Source organism: Paraeggerthella sp. (assembly GCF_048427265.1).
Lineage (GTDB): Bacteria > Actinomycetota > Coriobacteriia > Coriobacteriales > Eggerthellaceae > Paraeggerthella > Paraeggerthella hominis.
Map to the genome: position 1 here is coordinate 1 of NZ_DBFOSR010000068.1, position 22895 is coordinate 22895.

17 protein-coding genes are annotated in these 22895 nt (G+C 62.1%); 9 read left to right on the forward strand and 8 right to left on the reverse strand.

Translation table 11 applies throughout. From position 1 onward, the window contains the following. The 5 genes from ACMNI9_RS06505 to ACMNI9_RS06525 form a co-directional block, all read right to left on the reverse strand. A partial coding sequence (locus ACMNI9_RS06505) for a hypothetical protein (RefSeq protein ID WP_418831297.1) occupies positions 1-256 on the reverse strand: 256 nt, incomplete at its 3' end. Positions 257-369: 113 nt separating this feature from the next. Further along, a complete protein-coding gene (locus ACMNI9_RS06510) occupies positions 370-1272 on the reverse strand; it encodes a dimethyl sulfoxide reductase anchor subunit family protein (protein WP_418831298.1) in 903 nt (300 codons plus the stop codon). A gap of 138 nt (positions 1273-1410) precedes the next feature. After that, complete coding sequence (locus ACMNI9_RS06515; protein ID WP_418831299.1) at positions 1411-2259, reverse strand: dimethyl sulfoxide reductase anchor subunit family protein; 849 nt, start codon at positions 2257-2259, stop codon at positions 1411-1413. Position 2260: 1 nt separating this feature from the next. Continuing rightward, entirely contained in the window at positions 2261-2878 is a 618-nt protein-coding gene (locus ACMNI9_RS06520) for a DMSO/selenate family reductase complex B subunit (RefSeq protein WP_418831300.1), read from the reverse strand. Positions 2879-2881: 3 nt separating this feature from the next. Continuing rightward, a complete protein-coding gene (locus ACMNI9_RS06525; protein WP_114567356.1) occupies positions 2882-5311 on the reverse strand; it encodes a DMSO/selenate family reductase complex A subunit in 2430 nt (809 codons plus the stop codon). A 273-nt stretch (positions 5312-5584) separates the two neighbouring features. Between ACMNI9_RS06525 and ACMNI9_RS06530 the strand changes: the two genes are divergently transcribed. From ACMNI9_RS06530 to ACMNI9_RS06550, 5 genes are all read left to right on the forward strand, one after another. After that, positions 5585-7225, forward strand: a complete 1641-nt coding sequence (locus tag ACMNI9_RS06530) for a helix-turn-helix transcriptional regulator (protein WP_418831301.1) — start codon at positions 5585-5587, stop codon at positions 7223-7225. Positions 7226-7858: 633 nt separating this feature from the next. Next, positions 7859-8350 carry a hypothetical protein gene (locus ACMNI9_RS06535; RefSeq protein WP_418831302.1) on the forward strand — a complete coding sequence of 164 codons (492 nt, stop codon included), beginning with the start codon at positions 7859-7861 and terminating at the stop codon, positions 8348-8350. A gap of 136 nt (positions 8351-8486) precedes the next feature. Further along, on the forward strand, positions 8487-11852 hold the full coding sequence (recJ, locus tag ACMNI9_RS06540) for a single-stranded-DNA-specific exonuclease RecJ (protein ID WP_418831303.1): 3366 nt from the start codon (positions 8487-8489) through the stop codon (positions 11850-11852). Next, positions 11845-14235 carry a RelA/SpoT family protein gene (locus ACMNI9_RS06545; protein ID WP_114567353.1) on the forward strand — a complete coding sequence of 797 codons (2391 nt, stop codon included), beginning with the start codon at positions 11845-11847 and terminating at the stop codon, positions 14233-14235. The genes recJ and ACMNI9_RS06545 overlap by 8 nt, the downstream gene beginning before the upstream one ends. 12 nt (positions 14236-14247) lie before the next feature. Then, positions 14248-14913 (forward strand): MBL fold metallo-hydrolase, encoded by a 666-nt coding sequence (locus ACMNI9_RS06550; protein WP_114567352.1) that lies wholly within the window; start codon positions 14248-14250, stop codon positions 14911-14913. A 76-nt stretch (positions 14914-14989) separates the two neighbouring features. Here ACMNI9_RS06550 and ACMNI9_RS06555 read toward each other — a convergent pair whose 3' ends face one another. Continuing rightward, the gene (locus ACMNI9_RS06555; RefSeq protein WP_418831304.1) at positions 14990-16132 is read right to left on the reverse strand and encodes an MFS transporter; all 1143 of its coding nucleotides are present in this window, start codon (positions 16130-16132) and stop codon (positions 14990-14992) included. A gap of 308 nt (positions 16133-16440) precedes the next feature. Here ACMNI9_RS06555 and ACMNI9_RS06560 point away from each other — a divergent pair, with 308 nt between their 5' ends. Together ACMNI9_RS06560 and ACMNI9_RS06565 are read left to right on the forward strand one after the other, a co-directional pair. Then, positions 16441-17493 (forward strand): inorganic phosphate transporter, encoded by a 1053-nt coding sequence (locus tag ACMNI9_RS06560; RefSeq protein WP_418831305.1) that lies wholly within the window; start codon positions 16441-16443, stop codon positions 17491-17493. Positions 17494-17503: 10 nt separating this feature from the next. After that, a complete protein-coding gene (locus ACMNI9_RS06565) occupies positions 17504-18133 on the forward strand; it encodes a DUF47 domain-containing protein (protein ID WP_114567349.1) in 630 nt (209 codons plus the stop codon). A 72-nt stretch (positions 18134-18205) separates the two neighbouring features. Here ACMNI9_RS06565 and ACMNI9_RS06570 read toward each other — a convergent pair whose 3' ends face one another. Both ACMNI9_RS06570 and ACMNI9_RS06575 read right to left on the reverse strand, forming a co-directional pair. Continuing rightward, complete coding sequence (locus tag ACMNI9_RS06570) at positions 18206-19165, reverse strand: trimeric intracellular cation channel family protein (protein WP_418831306.1); 960 nt, start codon at positions 19163-19165, stop codon at positions 18206-18208. A 6-nt stretch (positions 19166-19171) separates the two neighbouring features. Further along, positions 19172-20173: a zinc dependent phospholipase C family protein gene (locus ACMNI9_RS06575; RefSeq protein ID WP_418831307.1), complete on the reverse strand. Its 1002-nt coding sequence runs from the start codon at positions 20171-20173 to the stop codon at positions 19172-19174. Between the two features lie 121 nt (positions 20174-20294). On the opposite strand from ACMNI9_RS06575, the gene ACMNI9_RS06580 reads away from it, so the two are divergent. Both ACMNI9_RS06580 and ACMNI9_RS06585 read left to right on the forward strand, forming a co-directional pair. After that, a complete protein-coding gene (locus ACMNI9_RS06580; RefSeq protein WP_114567346.1) occupies positions 20295-21518 on the forward strand; it encodes an MFS transporter in 1224 nt (407 codons plus the stop codon). A 212-nt stretch (positions 21519-21730) separates the two neighbouring features. Continuing rightward, positions 21731-22894 (forward strand): helix-turn-helix domain-containing protein, encoded by a 1164-nt coding sequence (locus ACMNI9_RS06585; RefSeq protein WP_114567345.1) that lies wholly within the window; start codon positions 21731-21733, stop codon positions 22892-22894. Position 22895 lies beyond the last annotated feature (1 nt).

Consider the following 22895-nt stretch of genomic DNA (forward strand, 5'->3'; position numbering starts at 1 on the left):
AGTATCGCAGCACCCGACGGTTTCGTGAAGAAATCGGGCGGAATCGTCTCCCATTTGTATTCTTGACCGGCTTTTGCGGGCGGTATTCGGGGCGCCCGGTCACCGTGTCTCGCTTTCGACCTGCGGTCGGCGCTTGCGGCAGCGGCTCAATCCTGCTCACGCGGTGCGCGCCGTGCCCCTCGCTGTCAAAACGGACGAGTTTTGCGGCGGTTTTCTGCCCTTTCGGGGCGACCCGGCTGCGGGCGTTTTGCAACATGCCAGGTCAGAAGCTTGCTGCCGGCCATTATCCTGATTCGAGGACCAGAAAAACTTGTCCGTTTTGACAGCGGAGGGGGGCCGGGCGGTCCAAGCCGGGCAGGTTCGGGGTTCCTACACGCCCACGGTCATGTGCATGGCGTAGAACGCGAAGCGCACGGCGAACGAAGCGGCAAGGGCCAGCATTCCGGCGCCCGCAGTGAGCAGCAGCCGCACCGTGCCGGTGCGCCGGGCAACGGTGAAGGGGTCGATCGACGCGGGCGCTGGCAGCGTTTTGCGCAGCGAGGCAACGGCGCACAAAGCAACGGCCTCGGCTTCCAACGTCAGGTACAAGCCCAGCAAAAGGCCAAGGTTGGGAACAAGGTCGGTCGCGCGCGTCGTGGTGGTGACAATGCCTTCAAGCGCTTGCCACTCCAAAGCCAGAACACCCGCGTTCGCCGCAGCTGCGCAGGCCGTAACCGCAAGCGCGACGAAGGCCGCGCGCCGCGACGGCTCCTGGCGAGCAAGCGCCAGCCCGAACAGTCCCACGATGGGCCCGCTCGACAGCGCGTTCAGCCACAGCGTCAGCGGCGCGGTGGGCAGGTTCCACGTGGGAACCGAGGGCACCGAATACGCCACGCCGATGAACCACACGAACGCGAGGCCCGCCGCGATGGTGGGCACGAGCCAAGCGGTGCGAAAGGCGCGGGTAAGGTCGTTGCGAAATGAGATGATCCAGTAGATGCCGCCAAGTGCCAGAAACGCCACCGCGGCCACCACTTCGTTCGAAAGCGGCGACCTGCCTATGCCCGTAATCACGTACAGCGCGTTCGCCGGGGTGCCCAGATGCGTGGCCGATGCGATGAGGCCGGAGATGGCCAGCACAAGCGGAACCACCAGATGGCGGCTGATGGCGTCGGCGCGGTCCTTCTTGCTGGCGCGTACGATAGCTGCGGCCATAAGCAGATAGCCTATCACGCCTGCGGGTGCGATAGTGGTGAACAGCACGAGCGTGATCTCGTTGATCGCCGTCTCCATGAGCGTCGGGCCTCTTTTCGCGTGTCGTGGGCGGTGGTTTCCGATACGTGCATCGGCAACCACCAGTATAAAGAATACGGGCGAGCGGAGGGAGACCGCTCGCCCGTATTCCGGGAGGATACTGCTTTGTACGAGATGTTACAGGGCAATTCCCATGAACAGTCCGTAGAATCCGATGCGCGCTACGAACACGCCGACAGCCACGATGGCGCACGAGCCTACCATAAGCGCCGGCGCGAACGCCTTCTTCGACGCGACGTAGGCCAGCACTGCTCCCAGCAGACCGCACGCGGCGAACGCTGCCAGCATCATGCCGATGGCCGGAACCAGCTGCGCCGCCGATCCCCAGATGTTGCGGATGCCTTCAAGCCCGGCGATCTGCATGCCGAAGCCCGCAGAGGCTACCACAACGCCGGCCAGCGTGAGGGCCAGAGCTACCGTGCCGGCGCCCTTCGGCAGTCCTACCTGGGCGAATCCTACAGTGCAGAATCCCAGCACCGTGCCGCCGGCCACCATGAAGCCCACCATCTGAACAATGGACGTCGGGGTGTTCCACGTGGGGATGGTGTGCATCATGTACGCCAGGCCGCAGAACGCCGAGAACACGACGGCCAGAACCGACAGCGCAATCAGGAACGCGCGACGCGCGCCTTCGGACAGCTTTCCTGCCAGGCCAAGCACCCAATAGATCACAGCCGCTACGACGAACAGCACGCCCGCCAGGATCTCGTTCGAAAGCGGCGAGGATCCCACGCCGGCGAATACCCCGAAAGCTCCCAGAGGGCTGGCCAGGTGCATGAACGCACCCGTAAAGCCCACGGCCAGCACTGCCAGCGGCAGCGCGGTCCAGCGGTCGAGACGCTTTGCGGCCGCCTGGTCGGGCTTGCCTGCCAAGAACGCGTACGTCAGGACGATGAACGCTCCTGCGCCCATGGGAGCGAGGGTGGTGAACACCGCCAGTGCGGCATGCTCGAATCCGGAACCCATGTTACTTCACCTCCGTCTTGTTGGCCACGACGCACGAGGTCGAGCCGCACGGCTGCGCTGCCGCGCAGTTCTTAATGTAAAAGTTCGGCGTGGTCACGCTGGGATCGGGCAAGGGCGCTACCGCCGCGCGGCCGTCGCCTTGCTCCAGCTGGTCGATCGGCCCGAACTCGATGGCGCGCATAGAGCATGCCTCCACGCACATGGGCTGCTTGCCTGCGGCTACACGGGACGCGCAGCCGTCGCACTTCACGCTGTGGCCCTTCTGGCGATCGACGTGCGGGTTGCCGTACGGGCAGGCCAGCTCGCAGTAACCGCAGCCGATGCAGCGATGCGTATCCACGGAAACAATGCCCTTATCGTCTTTGTGCATTGCGCCGGTGGGGCATACGTGCGTGCATGCCGGGTTGTCGCAATGGCTGCATGCGAACGACGTGTAGTACGTGTAGGAATCGGTGCTCCAGGTGCCGTCGGCCGCCTGGGTCCATCCGCCGCCCTCAAGTTCGTACACGCGGCGGTACGAATAGTCCAGCGGCAGGTCGTGATAGTCGCGGCAGGCCGCTTCGCAGGTCTTGCAACCCGTGCAGCGCGTCGCGTCGAAATAGAAACCGTACTGCGTCATGGCTTACCCCTCCACCTTCTCGATCGTGCCGATTACGCTGTGCTGGCCCGTGCCCTTCGACACCGGGTTGCAATGGCGGCTGGTCAGCGTGTTGCTGCAACCGCCGTGGTCGATGCGGTCGCCCTGCATGTCGGCGCGATGCCAGGCTCCCTGCGGGTACATGATGGTTCCGGGAATGACGCGGTTCGTCACCTTGGCCGTCGTGCGGATTTCTCCCTGCGCGCTGACCAGGCGAACCTTGTCGTTGTCCGCGATGCCGCGCGAAGCGGCGTCCATCGGGTTGATCCACGCCTGGAACGGAGCCAGCTTGTGCAGCGTCGGGTTGGCGGCGTACGTCGAGTGGGTGGTTCCCTTGTGATGGAAGTCCACAATCTGGAACGGGAACTCTTCGGTCGTGGAATCGGGGCCGTCGAAGCCAGGATAGTACACGGGGATGGCCGAGATCACGTCGCCTTCCTGCAGATCCCATGTCTCGGCGATCTTCGCCAGCTCGGGGGAGTAGATCTGGATCTTCCCAGTTGCCGTTTTAAGCGGGTTTGCCACGGGATCCAAAATGAAGTCGTCAACCTTGGTGGACGGTTCGATGTCGTACGTGAACGCGCCCATCTTCACGCCCTCGTCGTACGTGGGAAGCTCGGGCTTGTCTTCGCGCAGCTCGTCGTAGAGCTTGCGGCACCAGTCTTCGCGGGTCAGGCCGCCCTCGGAATACTCGTCGTACACGCCCAGGCGCTTCGCCAGCTCGCCGCATACCTCGTAGACTTCGCGGCGCTCGAACTTCGGACCGTAGAGGGGCTGGCCGAAACGGATGCCCTCGACGTCGTTGGACTCGCCGGCGGCCGTCAGGCTGTACGTTTCCTGCGGGGTCAAGTCGGGCAGGACGATGTCGGCCCAGTTGCACGAGTCGGTCCAGGCTATGTCGTACTGCAGAATGAACTCGCACAGGGTTTCGTCGCGCAGGATATCGGTGGTGAAGTTGATGTCGGCGTTTTGGTTGGCCATCATGTTGTTGCCGTAGTTCACCAGGAATTTGACGCCCACCTTCAGGCCGTCGGCGTTCTGGATGCCCGCGTTGGTGGCGGTCAGCTTCGCACCGTCGCGGATGGCTTCGGGCCACAGGAAGTTCGGGAACTTCGCCTTGATGGGGTTCTTGCCCGTGGGCAGGGTGTTCAGGCCGATGTCGTCGTTGCCGATGGTCCCGCCCGACGTGGTGCCCGGCTTGCCTACCTGGCCCACCAGCTGCGGCAGCACCATGATGGCGCGCGAGGCGTTGTCGCCGTTAGTGTGTCGCTGGGGCCCAAGGCCCTGGCAGATGTAGCACGGGTCGGATTCGGCAATCTCGTGCGCCAGCTTCACGATGCGCTCTTCCGGCACTTTCGTGATGGCGGATGCCCACGCGGGGGTCTTCTCCACCTGGTCGTAGCCGGTGCCCAGGATGTAGTCGCGGTAGGACAGGTTCTTGCCGCGAGCATCTTCGGGCATGGTCTCCTCGTCGAAGCCCACGCAGTACGTGTGCAGGAAGTCCAGGTCAACCAAATTTTCGGTAATGAGCACGTGGGCAAGGCCCGCTACCAGGGCTGCGTCGGTGCCGGGCACGATGGGAATCCATTCGGCGCCCTGGTTCGTGCAGGTTTCGTTGCGGCGCGGATCGATGACGATGACGCGCGCGTTCTTCTTCTCGCGAACCACGTTCAGGTCGTAACCCGGGCCGTCACCGGCCATGCGCATGTCGTTCGGCGCGAAGCCGAAGAACACGACAAGCTCGCCTTCCTGGATGGTCTTGAGCGAGCGGTTGCCCCACGACTTGCCGTACGTGTACGGGTACGCCCCGAAGCTGATGGACGCGCTCGAGTAGCTGCCGTAGCGCGTGACTTCGCCGCCCAGCAGGTTGAACAGGCGGAAGAAGGGATTGTTCATCATGATGTTCTGCTCGACGCCCGAGCATTCCTGGATGAACACGGCCTCGTTGCCGTACTGCTTCGTGATGCGCGTGAATTCGCTGGCGATGATGTCGAGCGCCTCGTCCCAGCTGATGCGCTCGTACTGGCCCTCGCCGCGCTTCGTGCCCTCGACGCGCTTCATCGGGTAGTTCAGCCGGTCGGCGCTTCCCAGCCACGGGCGGATGGAGCGGCCGCGCAGGCAAGCGCGCGCCTCGACGGCGCCGAACGCGGGGTCTCCCGTGTTGTCGGATTCGACGTACTTCAATTCGCCGTCCTGCACATGGCACTGCAGCGGGCACGCGCCTCCGCAGTTGACGTGGCAGTGCGTCCAGACGATCTCCTCGTTGCCAGCCGCGTCTTCGGCATAGGCTTGCGGAGCGTCGGCGAACAGGCTTTGGGATGCCGCTCCGCTTGCGGCGGCAAGCGCGCCGAGCGCGCCCGTCGCCTTCACGAAGGTGCGGCGGGTCAGTCCCTGGGATGTCGTGGTGTTCGACATGCAACCCCCTCCAATACTCGTAGGTTCCTCGTTTGCTTCGTGCGCCTTGCCTTCGCCTCGTCAACGCTCGGCAGGGCACGTCCATGCAGTTCGAACTGGCGAAAACTATAGATGTTTCGGGGTTGCAACCTTGTCACCAGAATGTTGTGATATTTTCGTTTCCCCAGGTAAAAGCTATCACCATATTGTCGAATGGCTGAGTTTCACCCCGTTTTTCGGCATGAGAGCGTCTGTTAGAATGGCACCACGACAACCAAAGGAGGGATTCCGTACATGCGCGCGCCAACCGCACTCAGACCGGACGTCCCCAGCTTCGGGTACGCTGCATTCCTGTCGATAAACGCAACGTCGATTTGGGGAGGAATCTTCCCGTATCTGTCCGCACCGTGCCAGACCCCGCTTACTACCATTGTATTTTATACGGTGCAGATAGCGTCGTTTTGGGCTGCGTTCTGCGTATGCATGGCGGTCACATGGGCGCGTCCGGCCTTCGCCCGGCGGGCCCATGTTTTGGCGTTCTCCGTTCCGCTGGCGTTTGGTCCGCTGATGCTGGTGGGCGCTATGTACCTGGAATCGCTGGCGTTCGCGCTTATCGTGGTTGCCGCAGCGCTCATAGGCGTGGGATCGGCCGGATACCTTATGAGCTGGCAGCGCGTGTTCGCTTCGCTCGACAGCGCGCGGGGGAACATGGCGCTCATCAAGGGCACGGGCTTTTCGGCGCTGCTGTACTTTTTCCTGTGCTTCATTCCCACGGCTTTGACGGCGTACTTGATTCCGCTTGTGCTGGTTCCGTTGGCGGGGCTGTGCCTGTGGATCGCGGCGGAGGGCACCGACGACGCGCAGCCTATGTTCGACGACGTTCCGCGCGAGCATGCGCTGGTGTATCGCAACGCCTTGCGCGAGAGCTTGCTGCCGGCGCTTTCGGTGGGCGCGCTGGGATTTTGCTCGGGCGCCATTCGCTTTATTGCGGTTACGCACCAGGACCTGCTCAGCACCATCAACATCTTTTCCATGTTCGCGCTGCTGGCCGTGGTGGCGGCGTTTTACGGAGCATGGCGTATACGCACCATCCACGTTGACTTGATGAGCGTTTTTCGGGTGCTGTTCCCGGTGGCGGCGACTTGCTTGATCGTGCTTCCGTTCGCGGGCGAGTGGTTCACCATCATTGGCAGCGGGGTTACGTACGCCTGCTTCATGCTGGCCACCGTGCTGGTCATGATGCACTGCGGCCAGATATCCCGCGATAGCGGCATCAATCCGGTGTTCATTTTCGCGTTCTACGGCACCATCACGTACTTTCTGCAAATGTGCGGGTACGTGGTGGGCTACGCTTCCGGCAGCGAAGTCACCTTGGGCGTCGAGCAGCTTTCGTTTGTGGGACTGGTTGCGCTGTACGTTTTGTTGCTGGTTGCGTTGGTCGGTCGCAGGGTGGGCAAGCTGCACACCAACCGCCTGGAGTTTCTTATGCTCACGCCGAAGGCTCGCCGGAAGGAGGCGTCGGCGGAGATTGCCGTGAGCCGCGCCGTGCGCGCTCGCACGACGGCCGAGGCGGATGCGTCCGAAGAGGGCCGGGCGAGCGCGGCGAAGGGCCGGGCCGCGCGAGCGGCGGGCTCGAATCCTGCGGTGTCGGGCGAGGCGGGCTCTTCCGCGGCTTCGTCTGCGGTTGCGGTTGCGGGATCGGCGCCTTTGGTGGATCGGCTGTCGAAGCAGTGTCTGCGATTGAGCGAGTTGTACGGGTTGTCCAGTCGAGAAGCCGAGGTCATGGAGCTTGTTGCGCGCGGGCATTCAGGTCCCGCCATTGCCGAAATGCTGTTCATATCCGAGAACACGATGCGCACTCACAGCAAGCGCATCTACGCCAAGCTGGGCATTCACAAGAAGCAGGAGCTGTTGGCTCTTCTGGACGAGGTGTAGCCGCAGGCTGGCGGCGGGGCGGGGTGTGGCGTGCGGGCATGGGGCGTCCGGCTCTGCCGGCGCGGGCGTGGGCATCCGGCGTGCCGGGGCCTGGGGCGGGTGCGGGGCGCTCGGCTCCGCCGGGGCGGAAGCGGCGCGCGGCGTACGGGCATGGGGCGTGCCGCGGGGCGCGGCGCGGGTGTGGGCATCCGGTGTGCCGGGGGCCTGGGGCGGCGACTTGCGCCCGCTTTTTCAGTTCGCGTGGCGGCCCCATCTTGCTCCCGCGGCGCGTGGCGCCCCCCTCGCTGTCAAAACGAGCGAGTTTTGCGGCGGGTTTCAGCTTTTTCGGAGCGACCCGGCTGTGGGCGTGTTATAACATGCCAGGTCAGAGGCTCGTCGCCTGCCATTATCCTGATTCGAGGACCAGCAAAACTCGTCCGTTTTGACAGCGGCAGGGGATCGGCAGCGACCGCGACCGCCGCGCGACGGCTCGCGGCCCCGACGGCGAACGCGCCTGTTGCGCGGCCCGCAACGACAGGGCGACCTCCTGTTTTCGCCGTCGTGCGTGTGGTGAATCGGTCCGTTTCCGCTCCGCAGCAAGGTTGCCTTATCTTACTTTGATATACTTGCTTATAGAAGAAGCAAGAAGCGGGGGTGAAGCGGATGAGTGAGCTCATGGTAGGGACGATCCTGGTGCTGCTGATATGCGCCCTGTTCTTGGCGCTGGCCTGGAACTACTGGCATGGGCGGTGGCTGCGGTCGATTGCGGGAAACACCATGGCTACCGACGAAGAGCTTGCTTCACCTGAGCAGAAGCGGTTGGGCAAGCGCATGTCGGCGGTCATGCTGGTGTGCACGGCGTCGCTTTTGCTCCTGCTGGGGTCGACGTACGTGCGCGAACTGGGAGGTTTCGACTTCGTAGGCATTGCGATATTCGCGGCTATTGCGGGCATCGTGGGTTCCTGCGCGTGGGCATGCCTTGCTACCTGGCGCGATAATCGTGCGATTCGGAAAAGATCTCAGCAAGATAGCGAGCCCTTGAGCGAGGACGCCAAGCTTGATCGACGCGCGGGCATTGTTCTTGCCGTCATCCTGGGTATCTACCTGGTTGTATCGTTCGTGGTTGCTCCGCTGGCGAAAGGCTGACGCTACCGCGATCTTTTCGGGGCGCGCCGTGCGTGGGCCGTGCCGCCGCCTGCGCCTTCGGCGGTGACACGCCTTCTCGAATGTGGGACAATGGCAGGCGAACTATTCGAAACTTCGCACGTTAGGTATCAGAATCATGTCTGCCCAGTTCAACATTAAAGCGGCCGATCCCGCTTCCGTGGATCTATTGCAACGCGAATTGGCCTTGCCGCGCTTCATCGCGGCCACGCTCGTCGCGCGCGGCATCGAGCGGCCCGAAGACGTCCGTCGCTTCCTTGCGCCCTCTATCGAGCGCGATTGGCTTGACCCGTACATTATTCCCGGGTTGTCCGAGGTGGCCGACGCTCTGGAGGCCGCTGTCAAGCGCGGCGACCACATCTTGGTGTTCGGCGATTTCGACCTGGACGGCATTTCGGCCACCACGGTGCTCACTCGCGGTTTGCGCGCCCTAGGCGCGCAGGCTACGCCGTTCATTCCCCTGCGTTTCGAGGAAGGCTACGCGCTGTCCGAGGCGGCGTTTTTGCGCGCGTGCTCGTTCGGCCCGGACTTCATCGTGACCGTGGACTGCGGCATCGCCTGCAAAGCGGAGGCGGCCATGGTGGTGGAGGCCGGTCTCGGCCTGGCCGTCACCGACCACCACGAGCCGGTTGACCTGGTGCCCGAAGGCGTGCCCGTGGCCGATCCCAAATGCGATCCTGCCTGCCCCAGCGCCATTCTTGCCGGCGTGGGCGTGGCTCTCAAGCTGGTGCAGGTGCTGGGCGGTCGCCTGGGGCAGCCGCACCTATGGCGGGACTACACCGACTTCGCCACCCTGGGAACGGTGGCCGACCTCATGCCCATGCGCGGCGAGAACCGCGCGCTCGTGGCAGACGGCATCGCGCGCATGAACAAGGCGCCCCGCCCGTGCATCGCGGCGCTCCTTGCCACCAGCGGCGCCATCGACAAGCCCATCAGCGCCACCAATTTAAGCTTCTCGGTCATCCCTCGTCTGAACGCCGCCGGCCGCATGGGCGACGCGCAACTGGCGCTCGATCTGCTCATGACCGATGACTTCGAAGAGGCCAATCGCTTGGCGGCCGAGCTCGAGCACGTGAACGACCAGCGCCGTGCCATCGAGGCGGAGCTTTCCGAGATCGCGAAAGCCCGCGCCGCAGAGGTGTACCAGGGCCAGCGGGCGCTTGTGGTGTCGGGCGAAAGCTGGCACGAAGGCGTGAAGGGGATTGTGGCAAGCCGCCTGGTCAACACGTACGGCGTGCCCAGCCTGCTGTTCACCATCGACGGCGACGAGGCGCGCGGCAGCGGTCGCAGCGTGGGCCAGGTGAACCTGTTCAAGGCCGTGGAAAGCGCATCCGACCTGCTCACGCGCTTCGGCGGGCATGAGGCCGCCGTGGGCGTGACGCTGCCGGCCGACAAGCTCCCCGAATTCGAGCGGCGCCTGTGCGCCTACATGGACGAGCTGCCCGAGGGCGCGTTCCATCCGCTTGTGAAGATCGACGCCTGCGTGAGCCTGGACGAGCTGACGTTGGAAAGCGTGGCTCAGCTGGACAAGCTTGCTCCGTTCGGTCAGGAGCATCCGGTGCCCGTGTACTTGGCGCGCGACGTGACGCTGGTGAACGCGCGCGCGGTCGGCGCCGAGAAGAACCACTTCTCGTGCTCGCTCACGGACGGGCGAGCCACGGTGGCCGGCATCATGTTCCATTGCTCGGACATCGAAACGCTCATGCGCACCGACAGCGTGGTGAACGCCGCGTTCGAGGTGCAGATCGACGAATGGCGGGGCCGCAAATCGGTGAAGGCCATGCTCCAGTCGCTGGCTCCTGCGCGTACGTGTGGCGCGCTGGAAGCGTGCCTCAACCCTGAAAACCTCAGCTTCGTGGCCGATCTGTATGCCACGAGCGATGCGGAGCTGTGCGCCAACGTGCAGCATCGTCCCGAGGACGTGGAAGCGTACGAGGCTGCGCTCGAGAAGAACCGTGCGTTCTGGGAGGCCAAGGCCGTCGAGGATCCCGAGGGTTTGGAGCGCGATATCGTGCGCGCCATCATCGGCGACCGTCGGCTGCACGACGCCCAGCGCGACATCTTGGACCACCTGGACGCGGGACGTTCGGTTCTTGGCGTGATGGTGACGGGACGCGGCAAGTCCCTGACCTTCCAAGTGCACGCCGCCATGCGCGCGCTGGCGAACCACGAGGTGAGCCTGTTCGTGTATCCCTTGCGCGCGCTTATTGCCGATCAGGCGTTTCATCTGCGCGAAGCGCTGGATGCGTTCGGTGTGCGCGTGGTCACGCTCACGGGCGAGAGCACGCCCGAAGAGCGTCGTCAGGCGTTCGCCGGATTGGCTGACGGCATGTACGATATCGCCCTGACCACGCCCGAGTTCCTGGCGTGGCATGCGGATGAGTTTGCCGCTACGGGTCGCGTTCGCTTTGTGGTGGTGGACGAGGCCCACCACGTGGGCTTGGCGAAAGCCGGGCAGCGCGTTGCCTACGCCACCATTGGCGCCGCCATTGCGAAGCTGGGAAGCCCCGCCCCCACGGTGCTGGCGCTTACCGCCACGGCCGACGACGACGTGACCGCCGCCATCGAGCGCGAGCTGCCCATCGATTCCTGCGTGTTCGACACCGCAGATCGTCCGAACCTGGCGGTGGACGACCGGCGCAACCTGCGCAATCGCGACGACTACCTGGCCAATCTGGTGGCGTCGGGCGAAAAGACGGTCATCTACGTGAACTCGCGCGAGCAGTCCGTGGCCGTTGCACGCAGCTTGCGCAAGCGCGTGCCGCAGGTGGCGCCGCTCATCGGCTTTTACAACGCGGGCCTTTCGCGCAGCGAGCGCAAGCGCATCGAGGAGCTGTTCCGCACCGATGCGCTGAGCGTGCTGGTGGCCACGAGCGCGTTCGGCGAGGGCGTGGACATTCCCAACATTCGTCATGTGGTGCTGTACCATCTGCCGTTCAATGAGATAGAGTTCAACCAGATGAGCGGCCGTGCGGGGCGCGACGGGCAGGGTGCGAGCGTTCACCTGCTGTTCGGGCGCAACGATTGTTCCATCAACGAGAGCATCTTGCACGACATGACTCCCGACCACGATTGCTTGGCGCAGGTGTACCGCAAGCTGCGCAGCTTGCAGCGCGAAAGTTCCGATACGTTCTTCACCTTGGGGAACGCCGATTTGGCCGCCGCTGCCAGCACGGACGTCTTCCCGGTGAGCCCCGCTTCCGCAGCATGCGGCGTGGCGGTGTTCCGCGAGCTGGGCCTCATCGAGACCCATACGGCGTTCGGCGCCGACGGGATGGCGCGATCCATTCACGTGAAGGACACGCAGGATAAAGTGGAGTTGACGGACAGCGTTCGCTATCGCGAAGGTTTGGGGGAGCGCGAGATATTTCACGCGTTCCGCGACTGGGCGATGAAGAGCGATTCTGCTAGCCTGCATATACGCGTTTCCCGGCCCATTTTGCCGGGCAAGGCGCTGCATGGAAAGGAGGGCGACGATGACTAAGAACGATCGCGAAGAGCTGCTGGGCGAGGCCCCGAAATCGACGGGCAGGCAGACGGTCGAGGACAATCTGCTGGGCCGTCCGCATGTGGCCGAGAAATCGTTCGCTCCCGAAGCGAAGAAGGACGCTCAAGCGTCGCATACTCCCGAGGACCGCTTCATCGAGCTTCAGCGTTTGACCTCGACGTATCTTTCCGAAGCCGACGAGGCTCTTCTTGCCAAGGCGTTCCGCTTCGCAAGCGACGCGCACGAAGGCCAGTGCCGCAAAAGCGGCGAGCCGTTCGTGGCCCATCCCGTGGAAGTGGCCATTATCCTGGCCGATTTGCGCATGGACGTGGAAACGCTCATCGCCGCGTTGCTCCACGATACCGTGGAGGATACCAGCGTGACCGCCGCCCAGGTGGCCGAAGAGTTCAACGACCAGGTGTCGCAGCTGGTCGAGGGCGTGACGAAGATCACTCGCATCGAGGTGGAGAGCTTGTCCGACAAGCAGGCGGCCACCATTCGCAAGATGTTCGTGGCCATGAGCAAGGACATCCGCGTGATCGTCATCAAGCTGGCCGACCGCCTGCACAACATGCGCACGCTGGGCGCGCTGCGCGAGGACCGCCGCATCTTCAAGGCGCGCGAAACCCTGGAGATCTACGCGCCCATCGCCCACCGCCTGGGCATCAACTCCATCAAGTGGGAGCTTGAGGACCTGTCGTTCTATTATCTGGAACCCAACAAGTTCAAGCAGGTCAGCCGCATGGTTACGGAAAGCCGTGCCGAACGGGAGGACTACCTCAACCAGATCATCGGCATCCTGCACGACGAGATGGGCAAGGTGAACATCCAGGCGCAGATCATGGGCCGCCCGAAGCACCTGTACTCCATCTACCAGAAGATGACGAAGAAGGGCAAGGGCTTCTCCGAGATTTACGACCTGATCGCCGTGCGCGTGATCGTGAAGTCGGTCAAGGACTGCTATTCGGCTCTGGGCGCGGTACACACGCTGTGGCACCCCATGCCGGGGCGTTTCAAAGACTACATCGCCATGCCGAAGTTCAATATGTACCAAAGCCTGCACACCACGGTCATCGGCCCTGCCGGTCGGCCGCTTGAGGTGCAGATTCGCACCGAGGACATGCATCGGCAGAGCGAATACGGCGTGGCTGCCCACTGGCGCTACAAGGAGAAGGGCGGCAAGGGCGGCGACGCCATCGACCAGCAGCTGGCGTGGCTTCGCCAGATGGTGGACTGGCAGGACGAGTCGCAGGACTCGCGCGAGTTCCTGAAGGACCTCAAGGTTGACCTGGCGCCTACGGAGGTGTTCGTCTTCACGCCGAAGGGCGAGGTCATGAGCTTGCGAGCCGGATCGACCCCGGTCGATTTCGCGTACGCCATCCACACGGAGGTGGGAAACCACTGCGTTGGTGCGAAGGTGAACGGCGCCATCGTGCCTCTAACGTACGAGCTGCAGCTGGGCGACCGCGTGGACATTCTCACGCAGAAGAGCGCAAGCCCTTCGCGCGACTGGCTCAACATCGTGAAGACGCCGAGCGCGCGCAGCAAGATTCGGTCGTACTTCAGCCGGGTGAGCCGCGGGGACGATTTGCAGAACGGCCGCGACAAGCTGACGCGCGAGATGCGCAAGCACGGCCTGGGCATTTCGAGCGCCCAGTCGATGCGCGCCATCAAGAGCGTTGCCGATCACATGGGCTACAACGATCCCGACGACATGCTGGTGAACATCGGCACGGGCAAGGAAAGCGCCCAGCATGTGTCGAACCGCCTGCTCAAGATCTTGGTGGACAAGGGCAACGAAGAGGCCGAGACGCTTGGCTTCGGCGCGTCCGATATGTCCACGGGCAAGCTGCCGCCCATGCTGACGTCGGTGAAGCGTCCGAAAAAGCACGAAGCCCATACCAGCAACGGCGTGGTGGTGAAGGGTATCGACGACGTGCTGGTTCGCTTGTCGCGCTGCTGCAACCCGGTGCCCGGCGACGAGATTCTGGGCTTCGTGACGCGCGGGCGCGGCGTGTCGGTGCATCGCGCGGATTGTCCGAACGCAACCGACCTCAAGCAATCGCCGGAGCGCATCATCGACGTGGCGTGGGAGCGCGACCTTCCCAAGAACACGTCGTTCAAGGTGGAGGTGTTCCTTGACGCGCTCGATCGCATGAACCTGCTGCGCGACGTGACCGTGGTGCTGTCCGAAATGGGAGCGAACGTGCTGAACTGCTCCGTCACGGCTCATCGCGACGGCATGGCGGAGATGCGCTTTTTGTTCCAGGTTTCGGACATCAACCATATCGATACCATTTTGAGCAAGCTGCGCGGCATCGAGGGCGTGTTCGACGCTCGCCGCATGGTGCCCAAGCAGGGCAACGGAAAGAAAAAGTAAAGGAGGCCGTCCATGGCTCAGGTGAAGAAGGTCAAGAGCACGTGCGTGCCCGTCGAGTTCGTGACGCTTGGCATGCTGGGCAACAACGTGTACATCATCTCGGACGGAGAGGCCACCATCGTGGTCGATCCTTCCTGCAAAGCCGACGAGATTTTGAAGGCGGTGGGCAATCGCACGGTCGATGCCATCGTTTTGACGCATCGCCACTCCGATCACGTGGGGGCGGCGAAGGAGCTGCGCGACAAAACCGGCGCAACCGTCATCGCGTCGGCGATCGACGCGCCCATCATCGAGGGCAAGAAGCAGCTGCCGCGCGACGACATGCGCACCGAGCCGTGCCCGGTTGATCATGTTGTCAGCAACGGAGACATCGTGAAGATCGGCTCCATGCCGTGGAAGGTGCTGGTCACCCCCGGCCACACCGAGGGCAGCATGTGCTTGTTCCTCGACCCTCAGTTCGGCACGAATCCTGCGGGAGATCCGGTGCTGATCTCGGGCGATACGCTGTTCTGCGGATCCATCGGCCGGACGGATTTCCAGGGTGGCGACATGAACGCCATGCGCCGCTCCCTGAAGCGTTTGGCGGCGCTGCCCGACGAGACGGTCGTTCTGCCAGGGCACGAGGCTTTGACCAAGATCGGCAACGAGCGCAAGCGCGTATTCGCGTTCTACGCGTAAGGAAACAAGGCTGGACGGGACCGCCGAGCGAAGAGGCTCATGCCTCGCCTTGGCGGCCCCGTCCTTCTGCTCCGTTTTACCTGCTGCTTTGCTTCATCTTCAGCGATAGTGCCAGACATGCGAGCGCGAACAGGCCGAAAGCGGCAAGGCCGGGCGCGTTCGTGCCGAAGGCCGCCATGGACGCTGACAAAACCAGGGGCGGAAAAAAGCCGCCCAAGCCTCCCCACATGGAGACGATGCCGTTTGCCGGCCCGGCTTGCTTGGTGAAGTACAACGGCACCAGCTTGAACACCGTTCCGTTGCCGATGCCGCAGGCGATGCTGATCAGGTAGATGCCTCCAAGGTACGCCGGCAGCCCGGGAGCCAGCGCCAGCACGGCCGCACCTGCCGCGAGCGCAACGAATACGCAGGCCAGCAGCTTGTAGCAGTCGAATCGATCGGCCAGCCACCCGCCCAAGACGCGAACCGTTGCAGCAGTCACGATGAAGATCGAGGTGGCGGCTCCTGCGCTCACGCCGTCAAGAAGGTAGTGCGACGTGAGGAAGTTCGGCAGGTACACCGTCAGCGCTACGAACGCCCCGAAGGTCACGAAGTAGAACAGCGAGAGGATCCACAGGCGCGCATCTGCGCCGATCTGCTTCATCTGCTGCACGATGGGGGTCTTCACGCGAGGCTCGCTGCGATCGCCCAGCGCAAGGTTCAGGATCACGAACATGGCTAACAGCACCAGGTACAGCTTGACGGCCCCGCGCCATCCCAGCGCCAACGCCGCAACCGGCGCAAGCCAGGTGGTCAGCGCCGTTCCCATGTTGCCGAACCCGTATACGCCGTTCACGAACCCGTGTCGTTCTTTCGGGTAGTATTTGGGCAGCGAGGTGACTCCCACGGAGAACACGGCTCCCGCAATGCCCAGGAACGTGCCGCTTACCAGCAGTTCCTGGTAGGTGGTGGCTTCGCTCAGAAGCCAAACGGGAACCAGCAGCGCCGCGAAGCTGGCAAGGAACACGGTTCGCGCGCCGAAGCGGTTCGCGCAGTAGCCGAACGGCACGCGCAGGACGCTTCCCAGCACGACGGGGATGGCGGTCACCAACGCGATCGCATCGGACGGGATCGCGATGTCTTGCTTGATGGAGGGAAGCAGCGACGACAAGACCACCCACACCATGAATCCGGCGATCAGGTCGGCTGTCTGCAAAGGCAGCTGCAGGCGTTTTTCCATGTTCGATACCCCTCCCCCTTGGGGTGCCGCCGCAGCGGTTTGCCGGCGGACGCTCGTCAAAGCGGACTCGGCTTCGCGTTGTGCGCGGCACTCGAAATCCCTATTGAACTGCTTACTCTATCACGGAGCGTTCGTGCGAGCGAAGGCAGAGCCGATAATGCGGGTTTTCCCGGATGCCTTTTACGTTTATTTTACTTCTGGATACGAAATAGGACGTGGAAAGCGGGTTAAGACCCTTTCGGTTTGTCAGATTTACGTTAAACTGATGAGTTGCTGAGCCTTTTTACTGGTTTGTTGAAAGGGAACTTGTGACCATAGAGTGGGCTGCATTTGTGGCCGAGCTCGCCTCCAACCCGGTGCTGGTGGCGGTGACCCTGCTCAATATCGGCGTGATCGTCGTCAACGGCGCGACCGACGCTCCCAACGCTATCGCAACCGTGGTGTCGACGCGCGCCATGAAGCCGAAGCACGCTATCCTTATGGCGGCTATCTGCAACTTCCTGGGCCTTCTGGTCATCTCCTTGTTCACGTCGGCGGTTGCCCACACCATATTCAACATGGTCGATTTCGGGGGAGATGCCCGCCAATCGCTCATTGCGCTTATGGCCGCGATGGTGGCCATTATCGTTTGGGGCGCAACGGCGTGGTACTTCGGCATCCCCACCAGCCAGAGTCATTCGCTCATCGCCGGGCTGACGGGCGCCGCCATTGCGCTGCAGGGCGGTTTCGGGGCCATCGACGGCGGGGAGTGGATGAAGGTCGTATACGGCATTCTTTTGTCCACGTTGCTGGGCTTTTTTCTGGGGTGGGCGAACTCCAAGATCATTGGCCGCGTATGCCGCAACAGAGATCGGCATCGAAGCGCGGCTTGCTTTCGGTGGGCTCAGGTGGTTTCGGGCGCGGGCGTAGCGTTCATGCACGGTGCGCAAGACGGCCAGAAGTTCATGAGCATCTTCGTTCTTGCCATCACGTTGGCAACCGGCGTGGGCCAAGCCGATCAAATGGTCCTTCCCATCTGGTTGATGTTCTTCTGCGCGCTCAACATGGGATTGGGCACCGCCGTAGGCGGCGAGCGCATCATCAAAAGCGTCGGGGTCGACATGGTCAAGCTGGAACCCTTCCAGGGGTTCGCTGCCAGTTGCGCGACGTTTTTCTGTCTTATGCTCTCCACGTTCGCCGGACTTCCGGTGTCTACTACCCATACGAACACGACGGCTATCATGGGAGTGGGCGCGGCAAAGCGAAAAAGTGCCGTGAAGTGGGGAATTGCCGTCGAAATGGTGAAGACGTGGGTACTTACGTTTCCGGGCTGCGGTTTGCTTGGGTTCGTGTTCGCTCACTTGTTCCTGATGTTCTCGTAAGGAGGCCCTTATGGCCAAGAAGGAAAAGTTCGATTACTTTGACGCGTTCGAGAAGCAGACCAAGTTGGCCATGCAGGAAGCCGACTTGCTGATCGAAGCAATCGAGAAGTTCACGGAGGCTGAGAACCTGAGAGGCGCCATGGAGCGCGCGCATGAGCTCGAGCACGAGGGCGACGAGATCAACCATGCGATCTTCAGGACGGTTGCCACCGACTTCATCACGCCTATCGAGCGCGAGGACATCATCGACATGTCGCAGTTTTTGGACAACATCATCGATTACATCGAGGACGTGATCCAGCGTTTTTACATGTACGACGTGCACTTCATGCACCACGACGCGCTCGAGTTCGCCTGTCTGATCAAGAAGAGCTGCGAGGCTCTGGACACGGCCATGGAGGATTTCCGCAACTTCAAGAAGTCCAAGAAGTTCAAGCAGCTGATCGTGGACGTCAACACGTACGAGGAAGAGGCCGACCAGCTGTACCTGCAGGTCATTCGCAAGCTGCATACGCACGACCGCGAAAACCCCATGCGCGTGCTGGTGTGGTCCCAGATCTTCGATCGCATGGAACGCTGCTGCGACGCATGCGAGCATGTTGCCGACACCATGAACACGGTGCTGCTGAAAAACGTGTAGCGAACAAGCTCGCCGACGAGGCATCGGCTTTGTCGGCGAGTTCGCGCCTGCAAGGCGTGCGGGCGCTTGCTTCTACGAGCGCGGCTCGAAGGGGTCGCGCTCGTCTTCGTCGTTCGATCCCCCGGTGCTGTCGATGAAGCGGCGCAGCTCTTCCCGGTTGACGATGATGCGATCGCTGGGGTCGCTGGCCTGCGACGGCGTCGATGCTGCGGCCCCGTCGCCGTCGGCGTTCGTCGTATTCGCTACGGGCGGCAACGGCGACGTGCTGCCCGGCGCTCGCCAAAGGCGACGCAGCTTGTCGTACGCCGTTTTGCGCTCGCGCTCGCGTTCGATCTTTCCCTTCGGCGGCCGCACGCGGCGGGCGACCGACTTCACAGGACGAGCCACGGCGCTTGCCACCACGTCCGAGTAATCGCGCGGCTCTTGCGTGCGCCATCCGAAGAAAAGCGACGCGTAACGAAGTCCCAAAACGATGGTCACGCAGATGATTTCCGCATAATGATCCAGGATATGGTTTTGGTGCAGCACTGCGTACACGATGCTGCCTACCAGCGCCGCGCTGCCGTACAGGGCTCCTGCCTGAAACGCTTCCGGCTCCCGATTCATGCAAATGTCGCGCAGGATGCCGCCTCCCACAGCGGTGATGGTGCCCAAGATGATAGCGGGCACGATGTCGAGCCCGGCCGACGTGGCTTTGCCCACGCTGATGACGGCCCACAGGGCTACGGACAGGTTGTCCAGAAGATCCACTACGGGGTCCAAGTACGTAGCCAGCTTGCCGAAGTAGAACACCACCACGCCCGCAACGGCGCAGGCTATGATAAGCGTAGGTTTCTGAAATGCGTAAATGCCGTAGTTCTGAAGCAGCACGTCGCGCATGATGCCGCCGGCAAGACCGGTGATGATGGCGATGCACACCACGCCGAATATGTCGTAGCGCGCCCGTACGGCGCTCATGGCGCCGGACAGCCCGCCGGTCAACGATGCGGCAAGCTCGAGCCAGAAGGGGATGGCGAGGACTACTTCCAGCATGGGCGCTTACGCGTCCGCAAACGAGGTGGAAGGAGCTTCGTCTTTCGCGCCGTCTTCGACGGAAACGAGCACCGCTACCGTCGGCTCGCCCGAAAAGTCCAGGTTGTCGGTCAGGGTGCGAGCATCTTCCAGGTTGAAGCTTTCCCGGTCGAACGCGGAGATGTTCCCGTATGCTTTTTCGAGCGCTTCGTTGTACAGGTCCCAGAAGCCGACCGTGCGCACCTCTCCCGTGAAGGGGTTCTCCCAGGGGCGGTGCTGCCGGTTGTCGAACGGGCTTTCCGTCAGCTCGATCGGGCGATGGCTCATAGACTGGAAGAACGAGTGCGGGCGCAGAATTCGTTCCAGGCGTCCCGCCACGGCGCGCTTGGCTCCGGTGGGGGAGTAGAACACGCGTTGGACCAGGCGGAAGTTCTTCACGGCTCGCTCGAACAGGTCGGCGGGAACGATCGCGCCGTACACGGTGAGAGCAGCGTAGGCGAACATCTTCGAGATTACGTTCAGCGCGAAGTCGCTTGCTTTGAGGATTTCCTCGGAGGGATTGAACGCGGCAACGGTAACCCCGCGCTTCTTGAACAGAACCAGCTCGTCGAGCTCGCTTTCGATGACGCCGTGAACCTCGGAGCCGTCTTCGCGCGACAAACCGGGTTCGCCGGCGTCGCACAGACGGTACTCGTGGAAGAACACGAACGGGTGCATGGTGGAATCCAGCGTGTAGTGGCACAGGAAGCCCAGCGCGTACGCGCGGCCCACGGGCAGCTCGGCGCTGCTGAGGATCGAGAGCGAGTCTTTGAACGCTTTGAGCAGTTCGGCGGGCTTTTCGCTGTGCATGGTGTTGCCCAGGCGATTGTGCGACCTCAGGCCGGGGCTGATGACGGTGTAGAACAGCGGGTCAGGGCCCTGGTTGCCCAGAAGGAAGGCGTCGGCTTCGTCGCGCGAGCCGCCGATAAGGGAAAACAGACGGTCGTACACGTCTCGTCCGAAAAAGTCATGCGTGATGATAGCCGGCATAGCGTGAACTCCGTTTCTGACCTTGATTTTACCGATGACGCTACGCGCTATCATATACAATGTGCGGGTACTTGTTAACCGTCGGTTTTCACTTGTGGAAAACCTTACAGGGGGGCGCTGCATGTTCGGAAAGCTGACCAAGCAAGAGCGAAGCTGGATTCTCTACGACGTGGGAAATTCAGCGTTCATCATGCTGTCGACGGCGCTCATTCCCGTGTACTTCGCAACGCTTGCCGAGCCGGGCTCGTCGGTGGTCGTGGCATGGGGCTATGCGGAAACCGTGGCGGCGCTGCTGTTGGCGCTGCTCATGCCCATCTTGGGCAGCTTGGCCGACCTCAAGGGCAACAAGAAGAAGTTTTTCATCGGCTTCGTGGGCACGGGCGCCGTGGCGTGCGCGGCGTTGGGCATTCCCACCGAGGCGCTTCCGTTTTTGATCGTGTACGTGGCGGCATCCATTATGGTGAACGGGTCGATGGTGTTCTACGACGCGTTTTTGGTGGACGCTACCACCGAAGAGCGCTACGACGAGGTGTCGTCGCAGGGCTACGCTTGGGGCTACATCGGCTCGTGCATTCCATTTATTGCATGCTTGGCGGTAGTGCTGGGCGGATCGTTCATAGGGATCGACATGATGACGGGCATGAAGATCGCCTTCGTCATTACGGCGGCTTGGTGGGTTGCGTTCAGTGTTCCGTTGGTGCGCGACGTGCATCAGACGCACTACAAGGAGCGTGCGAAGCGCGTGTTCCGGGATACGTTCTCGGGGTTGTGGAAAACGCTCAAGAACATCGTGCGCGACCGGCGCCTGCGGTACTTCATGCTGGCGTTCTTCTTCTACATCGACGGCGTGCATACCATCATCAAGATGTCGACCAGCTACGGTACCGACCTGGGAATCGACTCTACGCATTTGGTGCTTGCGCTGCTGCTGACGCAGTTCGTGGCGTTTCCGTCGGCCATCGCCTACGGGCGGCTTTCCACGAAGTTCGGAACGAAGCGCATGCTGCTGGTCGCCGTGTTCGCGTACTTCTGCATCACGCTGTTCGCCGCGTTTTTCCTGCGCGAGGCGCTGCAGTTCTGGATTCTGGCCGTGTGCGTGGGTCTGTTCCAGGGTGGCATCCAGGCGCTGTCCCGCTCTGAGTTTGGCAAGCTCATACCGAAGGAGCATGCGAACGAGTATTACGGCTTCTTCGATATTTTCGGCAAGTACGCTGCTGTTATGGGCACGCTGCTGGTGAGCGTGTTCACGCAGATGACCGGGAATTCGTCGGTAGGCGTGCTGTCCGTGGCGGTCTTGTTCATCGTGGGCTTCGTCCTGTTGTGGAGGATGCCGAAAGAGGGGTAGGAGGCGGCTGAAAAGGCGGTCGCTTCGCTCGAGTCCTTGTTTTCTCGCATGCGGTTATCACCGTGCGCGTTGATTTTCCTGCTTGTCAGACGGTATAGGCAATTTTCGTTAAACTCGTTTTGCCATCGAGGCTTACTCTTCGCGATGCGGTATCATGCGAGCCATCGTATCTTCTTGATAGTCACTTCTCGTGCGGGTGAGGCGGAGGATTCTTGGTTACCGTTGCGGACATCGTTGCGTTGCCAGCGTTCAAGAGCGTAGATCTGATTGCGCCTTGTGAAGGGTCCCAGCAGCGGGAGGTTCGCAATGTCGGCATTCTGGACTGCCCTCCCGATTACAACGACTACAGGGTTTACGTTCCGGGAGAACTCATCCTCACGAATCTTGGTTTCGCATATGGCAATCCTGAGCTTGCAGAAAAATCGCTCTTGGCTATGCTGCGCAGAGATGTTGCCGCTATTGCGATCAAGACAGTGTACGACCCTCCCATCAGCGACGCTGTCCGCAAGGAGAGCGAGGAGCGCGGCGTCCCCGTCTATTTGTACGATGGTGCCTACCATGAGACGGTGGCGTACCAATCGCTTGACCTGATTCGAAGGGATCGGGCGGAGCTGGACAAAGGAAGGGCTTTGGATGAGCTGCTTGCGGCCCACGATGACGATCGCATCCGTACAAGGTTGAGCGCTATCGTCGGCACGACCGGCTCTATGCTTCAGTGCTTCGCTTTTGCCCTGCGTGCGGGTGACACCTGCTCGTTTTACGCCATGCTCGACTCGGTGTCCTCGTCGCTGGACGCGGTGAAAGCGGAATGCTATGCAGTGGAATCTGTGGGCGCATGTCGCTACCACGATCATATTCTTGCTTTCGTATCCTACGGTTTCGTGGGCGACGAGGAGCGGTTGGCCGCCGAAAAGCGATGTCTTTCAATGACCGGACTGGAAGAGGGGTTGCATGTTGGCGTAGGCGAAGCGGTTCATTTGGGCGACGGGGATGTTGGCATCCGTCAAGCGCTCGCAGCTGCGGATAGCGCACGTCGCTGCGGCCAGCATCTGATTCGCTGGTCGGAGCTGCATGTCGCAGCGTTTGCTCATGCCGTGCGCTACGATCGTTTGTTTATGAGCGCAAGCGCGTTGTATCGAGCCATGCTTTCCGATTACGATAAGAAGCACGGAACCGAGCTTGTTCACACGGCCGAAGCGTTGGTGATGCGGCATGGAGATGTCAAGACGATAGCGGAGGAACTGCACCAGCATCCCAATACGATACGTTACCGCATGCGGAAAATGAAAGCTGTGCTGGGCATTCCTCATGAGGACGATAAAGCGTTCGTCGGTTTGCTCGATCTTGTGTTTCTTCCCGAAAGAGATTCTGTTTGAT

Coding starts and splice junctions, on each gene's coding strand:
- ACMNI9_RS06515 (WP_418831299.1), bottom strand. CDS start 2,259: ATGGGTTCCGGATTCGAGCATGCCGCACTGGCGGTGTTCACCACCCTC.
- ACMNI9_RS06555 (WP_418831304.1), bottom strand. CDS start 16,132: ATGGAAAAACGCCTGCAGCTGCCTTTGCAGACAGCCGACCTGATCGCC.
- ACMNI9_RS06525 (WP_114567356.1), bottom strand. CDS start 5,311: ATGTCGAACACCACGACATCCCAGGGACTGACCCGCCGCACCTTCGTG.
- ACMNI9_RS06570 (WP_418831306.1), bottom strand. CDS start 19,165: ATGCTGGAAGTAGTCCTCGCCATCCCCTTCTGGCTCGAGCTTGCCGCA.
- ACMNI9_RS06545 (WP_114567353.1), top strand. CDS start 11,845: ATGACTAAGAACGATCGCGAAGAGCTGCTGGGCGAGGCCCCGAAATCG.
- ACMNI9_RS06520 (WP_418831300.1), bottom strand. CDS start 2,878: ATGACGCAGTACGGTTTCTATTTCGACGCGACGCGCTGCACGGGTTGC.
- recJ (WP_418831303.1), top strand. CDS start 8,487: ATGTCTGCCCAGTTCAACATTAAAGCGGCCGATCCCGCTTCCGTGGAT.
- ACMNI9_RS06565 (WP_114567349.1), top strand. CDS start 17,504: ATGGCCAAGAAGGAAAAGTTCGATTACTTTGACGCGTTCGAGAAGCAG.
- ACMNI9_RS06510 (WP_418831298.1), bottom strand. CDS start 1,272: ATGGAGACGGCGATCAACGAGATCACGCTCGTGCTGTTCACCACTATC.
- ACMNI9_RS06580 (WP_114567346.1), top strand. CDS start 20,295: ATGTTCGGAAAGCTGACCAAGCAAGAGCGAAGCTGGATTCTCTACGAC.
- ACMNI9_RS06550 (WP_114567352.1), top strand. CDS start 14,248: ATGGCTCAGGTGAAGAAGGTCAAGAGCACGTGCGTGCCCGTCGAGTTC.
- ACMNI9_RS06530 (WP_418831301.1), top strand. CDS start 5,585: ATGCGCGCGCCAACCGCACTCAGACCGGACGTCCCCAGCTTCGGGTAC.
- ACMNI9_RS06575 (WP_418831307.1), bottom strand. CDS start 20,173: ATGCCGGCTATCATCACGCATGACTTTTTCGGACGAGACGTGTACGAC.